Raw genomic sequence first — 9,990 nt, 5'->3', positions numbered from 1 at the left:
CCGCGTCGTAGAGGAAGCCGCCCTCGCGGGCGTAGGACTTCCCGAGCGCGTCGGGGTCGGGATCGAAGAGGTTCTCCAGGTCCCAGCCGCGGTCCTCGGGGAACGCGCCGACCGCGTCCCGGCCCTCGGCCACGAGCTGCCACAGGTCCTCGGGGGTGTTGGCGCCGCCGGGGAAGCGGCAGGCCATGCCCACGATCGCGATCGGCTCGTCGGCGCTCGTGACGGAGGCGGGAACGATTGGCTTCCGGGTCGTGACGGCCGCCGCGTGTGCCGTGTCGGCGATCGCGGCCCTGATGTGGGTGGCGAGCGTGGTGGGGGTGGGGTAGTCGAAGAGCAGGGTCGACGGCAGCCGCATCCCCGACGCCTTGTTGAGCGCGTTGCGCAGCTCCACGGAGCTGAGCGAGTCGAAGCCAAGCTCCTTGAACGAGACATCGGCGTCGATCGCGTCGGGCGAGTTGTGCCCGAGGACGGTCGCGACGTGACCGCGGAGGAAGCGCAGCAGAATCTCGTGCTGCTCCGCCTCGGGCCGGCCGGCGAGCGACTGGCGGAGCGCGTCGACATCCTGGCCCGCCCCGGTGTGCTGCGCCGCGGCGCGGATCGGGGTGCGGATCAGTCCGCGGAACATCGGCGGGAGCGGCGCAGACGCGGCGCGGGTGCGGAGGCCGGCGAGGTCGAACTTGGCCGGGACGAGCACGGGCTCCGCCGCGACGAGTGCCGCGTCGAAGTGCGCCAGACCGAGGTCCGCCGGGATCGGCAGGAGTCCGTTGCGTCCCATGCGGGCGCGGTCCTGCTGGTCGAGGGTGCCGGCCATGCCGCCGGCGGTGTCCTCCCACAGGCCCCAGGCCAGGGACTTGGCGGGCAGCCCGGAGGCATGGCGGTGCCGGGCCAGTGCGTCGAGGAAGCCGTTCGCCGCGCCGTAGTTGGACTGCCCGGGAGCGCCGAGCGTGCCCACTGCCGAGGAGAAGAGGACGAAGGCGTCGAGGTCCTTGTCGCGGGTGAGGCGGTGGAGGTTCCAGGCCGCGTCGACCTTCGGGCGGAGCACGCCGGCGAGACGCTCGGGGGTGAGCGCGGTCGCGATGCCGTCGTCGAGGACGCCGGCGCAGTGGACGACGGCGCCGAGCGGGTGCTCGTGGGGCAGGGAGTCGAGGAGCGAGGCCAGCGACTTCTCGTCGGCGGCGTCGCAGGCGGCGATCGTGACCCTGGCACCCAGTGCGGCGAGGTCGGTGACGATGCTGCTCGGGGTCTTCGGGCCCTTCCGGCTGATGAGCAGCAGGTGCTTGACGCCGTGGGTGGTGACGAGGTGGTGGGCGAGGAGCCGGCCGAGGCCGCCCGTGCCGCCGGTGATCAGGACTGTCTTCTCCGGGTCGAACCGCGCGGGCTCGGTGGCGGCTTCGCCGTGGGCGAGGCGCGGGCCGAGCAGTTGCCCGTTGCGGACGGCGAGCTGGGGCTCCGCGGTGGCCAGGGCCCTGGGCAGCGCCTTGAGCGAGGCTTCCGACTGGTCGAGGTCGACGAGGGTGAAGCGGTCGGGGTGTTCGGCCTGGACGGACCGGAGGAGCCCCCAGACCGAGGCGCCCGCCAGGTCGGCCGGCCGGTCGCTCGGGCCGGTGGAGGTGGCGTTGCGGGTGAGGACGACCAGGCGGGAGTCGGGCCGTTCGTCGTCGGAGACGATCCGCTGGACGAGGCCGAGCACGTGCTGCGTGAGCGCGTGGGTGGCCTGCACCGGGTCGGCGTCCTCGCGTGCGACGCACCACGTCACGAACACCTCGGACCCGGACGCGGTGCCGCCCTCAGCGGTCGGGGCCACGACCGGTGCCTTGGGGGCGAGCGCGGTCGGCGTTGCCGTGAGGTGCTCGTTCCCCGGGGTGGTGGCGTCGGCCCACCGGGCGTCGATCGTGCTGGGCGTCGGGCCCGTGGGGGTGGGAATCGTCACCCAGTCGACCCGGTAGAGCTCTCCCGCGTTGGCGGCGTGCGCGGCGGCGACCTGATCGGCGGCGACAGCCCGCATGGCGAGGGATTCGACCGTCAGCACGGGGGTGCCCGCGTGGTCGGTGATGTCCAGGGACACCGTCTCGGGCGTGGTCCAGACGAGACGGACGCGAAGATTCCGCGCGCCCGTCGTGTGCAGGGAGACACCGCTCCAGGAGAACGGGATGCGGATCGTGTCCGCGGCGGCCTCGTGCGTGACGAGCGCGCCCGGCTGGAGCACGGAGTCGAGCAGACCCGGGTGGATGCCGTAGGCGCCGGGGCTCGCGTCGGCGGGGAGCGACACCTCCGCCCAGGTGGTGTCCCCCTCCTGCCAGGCCGCCTGGAGCCTGCGGAACTGCGGCCCGTAGCCGAGACCCGCGTCGGAGATCCGGGTGTAGAACTCGTCGACATCGATGCGCTCCGCGGTGGCGGAGGGCCAGATGCCGTCGATGGACTGCGGAGCGCTCTCCGCACGGGTGGCGAGCGCGCCGGTGGCGTGGAGGGTCCACTCGCTGTCGGCCGGCGCGTCCTCGGACCGGGAGTAGACGGAGAGCGGACGCTGTCCCGACGCGTCGGCGGGCTCGATGAGCACGCGGAGCTGGAGGGCGCCGTGCTCAGGTACGGCCAGGAAGATGTGGTGGATCAGTTCGTCGATCCGGTCGCAGCCGACGTGTTCCGCGGCGTGCAGCAGCAGGTCGACGAAGGCGACACCCGGCACGATCGCCGCTCCGAAGACGGCGTGGTCGGGCACCCAGTCGGGGTCGGAGACGCTGACGCGGCCGGTGAAGAGGTGCCCACCGTTGTCGGGAAGCTCGGCCAGCGTCGTCAGCACGGGGTGACCGGTCACCGTCAGGCCGAGGTGTCCCGCGTCCAGACCGGCCCGTGAGCTGCCCAGCCAGTACCGCTGGCGCTGGAAGGGGTAGGTCGGCAGGTCGAACGCGGTGGTCCGAGGCGTGCCGGCGAAGAGCCGGGTCCAGCCGATGGGGATGCCGCGGGTGTGGGCGGTGCCGAGGGCGGTGAGGAAGGTGCGCTGTTCGTCGCGTTCGCGGTGGAGGACGGGGATGAAGGTGACGTCGGCGTGACCGTGTTCGGTGAGGCTGTCCTGGGCCATCGAGGTGAGGGTGCCGTCGGGGCCGAGTTCGACGAAGCGGGAGACGCCCTGGGTGTGCAGGGTGCGGATGCCCTCGTGGAAGCGGACGGCCTCGCGGACGTGACGGACCCAGTAGCCGAGGGTGGTGAGCTGCTGGGGGTCGGCGAGCTGTCCGGTGAGGTTGGAGACGATCGGGATGGTGGGCGGCTGGAAGTCGAGGCCGGTCGCGACGCGTTCGAACTCCGCCAGCATGGTGTCCATGTGGGGGGAGTGGAAGGCGTGCGAGACGGTCAGGCGCTTGGTCTTGATGCCCTGTTCGGCGAGGGTCGCGGCGATTTCGGTGACGGCGTTGTCGTCGCCGGAGATGACGGTGGAGGCGGGTCCGTTGATCGCGGCGATGGAGACTTGGTGTTCGCGGCCTTTGAGGAGGGGTCGTACCTGTTCCTCGGTGGTGCGCAGGGAGATCATGGTGCCGGTGGCGGGGAGTGCCTGCATGAGGGTGCCGCGGGCGGCGACGAGCCGGCAGGCGTCGTCGAGCGACAGGACGCCCGCGATGTGGGCGGCGGTGAGTTCGCCGATGGAGTGGCCGGTGAGGTAGTCCGGGACGATGCCGAACGATTCGACCAGGCGGTAGAGCGCCGTCTCCACGGCGAAGAGGCCGGCCTGGGTGAAGCGGGTTTGGTTGAGCAGGCTCTGGTCATCGTCGAAGACGATGTCCTTGAGCGGCCGCTCGGTACCGAGGTACCGGTCCAGCCCGGCGCACGCCTCGTCGAACGCGGCGCGGAAGACCGGCTGGGTCTCATACAGCCCACGTCCCATGCCGGAGCGCTGGGAGCCCTGGCCGGTGAAGAGGAACGCGGTCTTGCCGGATCGGGGTGTGCCCTGCACCACCGCGGGCGAGGGGTTGCCCTGCGCGAGTGCGTCGAGTGCCTGCGCGAACTGCTCGGTGTCGTCGGCGACGAGCACGGCGCGGTGCTGGAAGAGCGTGCGGGTGGTGGCGAGTGCGTGGGCGGTCTCGGCGGGGCGCAGTTCGGGGTTGCGCCCGAGGTGGATGCGCAACTGCCGGGCCTGGTCCCGGAGGGCTTGCTCGTTCTTGCCCGAGAGCAGCCACGGCACGATCCCGCCGGCCGCGGGCAGCTCCGTCTCCGGCTCCTCCGCCTGCTCCCGGACGGGCGCTTCTTCGAGGATGAGGTGGCTGTTGGTGCCGCTGATGCCGAATGAGGAGACGGCGGCGCGGCGGGGGTGGTCGGTCTCGGGCCAGGGGCGCTGCTCGGTCAGGAGCCGGACGTCTCCGCTGGTCCAGTCGATGTGTGGGCTGGGCTCGTCGACGTGCAGCGTCTTGGGCAGCACCCCCCGCCGGATGCCCTGGATCATCTTGATGACGCCGCCGATGCCGGCCGCGGCCTGGGCGTGCCCGATGTTGGACTTGAAGGAGCCCAGCCACAGCGGCTGGTCGGGACGCCGGTGCTGCCCGTAGGTGGCCAGCAGCGCCTGGGCCTCGATGGGGTCACCGAGCGAGGTGCCGGTGCCGTGGGCCTCCACGGCGTCGATCTGGTCGCTGGTCAGACCCGCGTCCGTGAGGGCAGCCTGGATGACGCGCTGCTGCGAGGGGCCGTTCGGCGCCGTGAGCTGGCTGCTCTTGCCGTCCTGGTTGACGGCGGAGCCGCGGATGACGGCCAGGATCGGGTGCCCGTTCGCCTCGGCGTCCGAGAGCCGTTCGAGCAGCACCATGCCGGCGCCCTCGGCCCAGGCGACGCCGTCGGCGGCGGCCGAGAAGGACTTGCAGCGGCTGTCGAGAGCGAGACCGCGCTGGCGGCTGAACTCCACGAACATGCCCGGGGTCGCCATCACGGCGGCCCCGCCGGCCAGGGCCATAAAGGACTCGCCCTTGCGCAGCGACTGGCAGGCCATGTGCAGGGCGACGAGCGAGGAGGAGCAGGCGGTGTCGACCGTGACGGCCGGACCTTCGAGGCCGAGCGTGTAGGCGACGCGCCCGGAGGCGACGCTGAGGGTGTTGCCGGTCAGCAGGTAGCCCTCGACGTCCTCGGCACCCTGGTGGGTGAGCGAGGCGTACTCGTGCCCCGACACGCCGCTGAACACGCCGGTACGGCTGCCGCGCAGCGAGGCCGGGGCGATGCCGGCGCTCTCGATGCTCTCCCAGGTGGTCTCCAGGAGGAGCCGCTGCTGGGGGTCGAGCGCGAGTGCCTCGCGCGGGCTGATGTCGAAGAAGTCCGGGTCGAACTCGGCGGCGTCGTAGAGGAACCCGCCCTCGCGGGCGTACGACGTGCCCGGCGTGTCGGGGTCGGAGTCGAAGAGGTTGTCGGTGTCCCAGCCACGGTCCTCGGGGAACGCGCCCACCGCGTCGCGCCCCTCCGCCACCAGCTCCCACAGCCCTTGGGGCGTCGTGGCCCCACCCGGGAACCGGCAGGCCATGCCCACGACCGCGATCGGCTCGTGATCCCGGGCCTCGGCCTCAGCCAGCCGTTGCCGGGTCCGCTGAAGGTCAGCGGTCACGCGCTTCAGATAGTCGCGAAGCTTGTCCTCGTTCATGATGGGACGACGCCCTTCCTCGGTTGCCGCGTCACGACAGCCCGAGCTCGTTGTCGATGAAGTCGAAGATCTCGTCGTCCGTCGCGGCGTCGATCTTCATGGCCGATCCCTGCCCCTGCTCTCCTTCCGCGCCTCCCGTGCCGTTCAGCTTCAGCAGGAAGCCCTGTAGGCGGGCGGCGAGCGCGGTCCGGATGTCAGGGACGACGGTGTGCAGACTGCTCTCCAACCGGTCCAGCTCGGCGACGAGCACCTGTGGGAGTTCGGCGGGAGCGGACTCGGGGGCCATTTCGGCCCGCAGCATGGCGGCCAGTTGAGTCGGCGTGGGGTAGTCGAACAGCGTGGTCGGCGGCAGCCGCAGCCCGGTGGCCTCGTTGAGGTTGTTGCGGAACTCGACCGTGGTGAGCGAGTCGAGACCCATTTCGAGGAATCCGCGGTCGACATCGATGGCGTCGGGCGAGCCGTGACCGAGGATGGCGGCGACCTGGCCGCGCAGGTAGGAGAGGAGTATCTCCAACTGCTTGGCCTCGTCGCCCGACGCGAGCCGCTGCCGCAGCGTGCCGGGGGCCGAGGCGTCGCCCTGGGCGGCCCGCCGGGTGCGGGAGCGCACCAGCTTGTGCAGGACCGCGGGAACGTGGGCATCGCCCTCGCCGAGCCGTCCGACGTCGAGCCGCGCGGGCACCAGGAGCGCCCGGTCCGAGCTGATGGCGAGGTCGAGCAGGCCGAGCGCCTGCGCCGTCGGCAGCGGGGCGATGCCGCCGCGGCCGAGACGGGCACGCCCGACCGGGTCGAGCGCCGCCGTGATGCCGCTGGTCTGCTGCCACAGGCCCCAGGCCAGCGAGAGGGCGGGCAGCCCCTGCGCCCTGCGGTGGGAGGCGAGCCCGTCGAGGAAGGTGTTCGCCGCCGCGTAGTTGGCCTGCCCGGCGTTGCCGATCAGGCCGGCCACGGAAGAGAACAGCACGAACGCGGCCAGGTCGCGGTCCCGCGTCAGCCGGTGCAGGTGGTAGGCGGCGTCGACCTTGGGCAGCAGCACCGCCGACAGCCGCTCGGGCGTCAGCGCGGAGACGGTCGTGTCGTCGAGCACACCGGCCGTGTGGAAGACGCCCGTCAGCGGATGGTCGGCCGGAATCCACTGGAGGAGTGCGGTGAGCGCCTCGGGGTCCGTGGTGTCGCAGGCCGAGACGGTGACGTCGGCGCCCAGCTCCTTCAGCTCGGCGGCGAGTTCCACGGCGCCCGCCGCGTCCGCCCCGCGCCGGCTGACCAGCATCAGGTGCCGTACGCCGTAACGCTCCACGAGGCGCCGCGCGATCAGGCCGCCGAGGGTGCCGGTGCCGCCGGTGATGAGGACGGTGCCGTCGGGGTCGAGTCCGGAGCCCGTGCCGTCGGCGTCGTCGCTCGCGTTCTCCTCGGGGGCCGGCAGGCTCGCCCGTACCAGTCGCGGCACGCGCAGCTCGCCGCCGCGCAGCGCGAGTTGCGGCTCCTCGGTGGCGAGCGCGGCGGGGAGCGCACGGTAGGAGGCGTCCGTCCCGTCGATGTCGACGATGACGAACCGTCCGGGGTGCTCCGACTCCGCCGTGCGCAGCAGCCCCCAGGCCGTGGCCGCGGCCGGGTCGGGCACCTGCTCGTCGTGGTCCGTGGCGAGCGCGCCCCGGGTCAGCACGAGCAGCCGCGCGTCGGTGAGGGCCTCGTCCGCGAGGAACTCCTGGGTCCGCGCCAGCAGGGCCGCGGACATCGTGTGCGCGTCCGCCGCCAGGTCACCGCCGGCGGAGCCGAAGGCGCCGGTCATCACGATCCGCGGCGTGCCGCCGCTGCCCGTCCCGGCTTCGCCGAGCCCGATGAGGTCCGCGTGGTCCACGGCGTCGACCCCGGCCCTGCGCAGCGCCGCGGTCACGTCCGGCACGCCGAGCCCCGCCCAGCGACCCGTGTCCTGCGACGCGGGCGCGGGGACGGTCATCCAGCTCAGCTCGTACAGGTCGTCGCTCTGCCGGGCGCGGGCCGCCGCGAGCTGGTCGGGGGCCACCTCGCGCATGTTGAGGCCCGTGATGGTCAGGACCGGAGCGCCGGTGGGGTCGGCGACCGCGAGCGAGAACACGTCGCGCTCCGAACGGGACAGCCGTACCCGGAGCCTGGTCGGGCCGACGGCGTGCAGCGCGACATCGCTCCAGGAGAAGGGGAGCCGCACGGGACCCGAGCCGTACCAGAGCATCAGCGGGTGCAGGGCCGAGTCGAGGAGCGCGGGGTGCAGGCCGTACGCCTCGGGGTCCGTGCCGTCCGGTAGCGCGATCTCCGCGTAGATGGCGTCACCGAGCCGCCAGCCGGCGCGGAAGCCCTGGAACAGCGGCCCGTACTCGTATCCGCGCTCGATGAACCCGCGGTAGAACTCCTCGATGTCGACGGGCTCGGCGCCCACGGGCGGCCATGCCGTGAGGTCGAACGAGGGTTCGAGCTCCAGGGGTGCTTCGGTGAGGAACCCACTCGCGTGGCGGGTCCACTCGGCCGTCTCCTCGCCGGCCTCGCCCGTCGGGGACGAGTACACGGCGAACGACCGCCGCGCCGACTCGTCCGCCGCGCCCACGGTGACGCGGAGCTGCCGTGCGCCCTGTTCCGGCACGGCGAGGAAGGCATGGTGGGTGAGTTCCTCGATCTGCTGGCAGCCGACATAGCCGGCCGCGTGCAGCAGCAGGTCGACGAAGGCGACGCCGGGCAGCACGGCCGTGCCGTGCACGATGTGGTCGCTCAGCCACGGCTGGTCGCGGAACGAGACCTGGCCGGTGAAGACGGCGCCCTCCCCGGCGGGGAGCGTGATGGCCGCCGTGAGCAGGGGATGCGTGGTGCTCTTCCGCGCGTTGTCGGCGGCGGGCCTCGACGTGTCGAGCCAGTAGCGCTGGCGCTGGAAGGGGTAGGTCGGCAGGCCGGGAGCGGGGGCCGGGGCGTCGCCGAAGAGCCGGGTCCAGTCGACGGGCACACCGTGCGTGTGGGCGGTGCCGAGGGCGGTGAGGAAGGTGCGCTGCTCGTCCCGCTCGCGGTGGAGGACGGGGATGAAGGTGGCGTCGGCGTGACCGTGTTCGGTGAGGCTGTCCTGGGCCATGGTGGTGAGGGTGCCGTCGGGGCCGAGTTCGATGAAGTGGCGGACGCCGTGGGCGTGGAGGGTCTGGATGCCGTCGTGGAAGCGGACGGCCTCGCGGACGTGGCGGACCCAGTAGCCGGGGGTGGTGAGCTGCTGGGGGTCGGCGAGCTGTCCGGTGAGGTTGGAGACGATCGGGATGGTCGGCGGCTGGAAGTCCAGCTCTGCGGAGACGCGTTCGAACTCCGCCAGCATGGTGTCCATGTGGGGGGAGTGGAAGGCGTGCGAGACGGTCAGGCGCTTGGTCTTGATGCCCTGTTCGGCGAGCGCCTCGGCGATGTGGGTGGTCGTCTGCTCGTCACCCGAGATCACGGTGGAGGTCGGGCCGTTGAGCGCGGCGATGGCGACCTGCTCCTCGCGCCCCTGGAGATGGGGGAGGACGTGGTCCTCGGTGGTGCGCAGGGAGATCATGGCGCCGGTGGCGGGGAGTGCCTGCATGAGGGTGCCGCGGGCGGCGACGAGCCGGCAGGCGTCGTCGAGGGACAGGACGCCCGCGATGTGGGCGGCGGTGAGTTCGCCGATGGAGTGGCCGGTGAGGTAGTCAGGGACGATGCCGAACGATTCGATCAGGCGGTAGAGCGCCGTCTCGATGGCGAAGAGGCCGGCCTGGGTGTAGCGGGTTTGGTTGAGCAGGCTCTGGTCGTCGTCGAAGACGATGTCCTTGAGCGGCCGCTCGGTACCGAGGTACCGGTCCAGCCCGGTGCACGCCTCGTCGAACGCGGCGCGGAAGACCGGCTGGGTCTCGTACAGCCCACGTCCCATGCCGGAGCGCTGGGAGCCCTGGCCGGTGAAGAGGAACGCGGTCTTCCCGAGGTGCGGTGTGCCGCGGACGAGCGCGGGGGACGGCTCGCCCTGGGCCAGTGCTTCGAGCGCCCGCTCGAAGCCCTCGACCTCGCCGCCGTCCGCCGCGACGACCACGGCGCGGTGCTCGAAGAGCGTGCGGGTGGTGGCGAGCGCGCGGGCGGCGGCTGGCCGCAGGTCCGGGTGCTGCCCGAGGTGGGTGTGCAACTGCCGGGCCTGGTCCCGGAGGGCCTGCTCGCTCCTGGCGGACAGGAGCAGGGGCAGCGGGCCGTGACCGGCGGTGTCCGCGTCCGTCCCCGGGGCGGCGTCCTCGGCGTGCGCGGGGGCCTGTTCGAGGATGAGGTGGCTGTTGGTGCCGCTGATGCCGAAGGAGGAGACGGCGGCGCGGCGGGGGTGGTCGGTCTCGGGCCAGGGGCGCTGCTCGGTGAGGAGCTGGATGTTCCCGCTGGTCCAGTCGATGTGT

The 9,990-nt window shown here is 72.5% G+C and carries 2 protein-coding genes; both read right to left on the bottom strand.

Translation table 11 applies throughout. From position 1 onward, the window contains the following. Nucleotides 1-5,605 (bottom strand): type I polyketide synthase (locus HCN56_RS26605; protein ID WP_167973028.1); only part of this gene is annotated, 5,605 nt, incomplete at its 3' end. A gap of 31 nt (nucleotides 5,606-5,636) precedes the next feature. Then, on the bottom strand, nucleotides 5,637-9,990 hold a 4,354-nt coding region (locus HCN56_RS19710; protein ID WP_167973026.1), incomplete at its 5' end, for a type I polyketide synthase.

Source organism: Streptomyces lonarensis (assembly GCF_012033735.1).
GTDB classification, from domain to species: Bacteria; Actinomycetota; Actinomycetes; order Streptomycetales; family Streptomycetaceae; genus Streptomyces; species Streptomyces lonarensis.
This window is presented reverse-complemented; position numbering and strand designations above follow the sequence as displayed.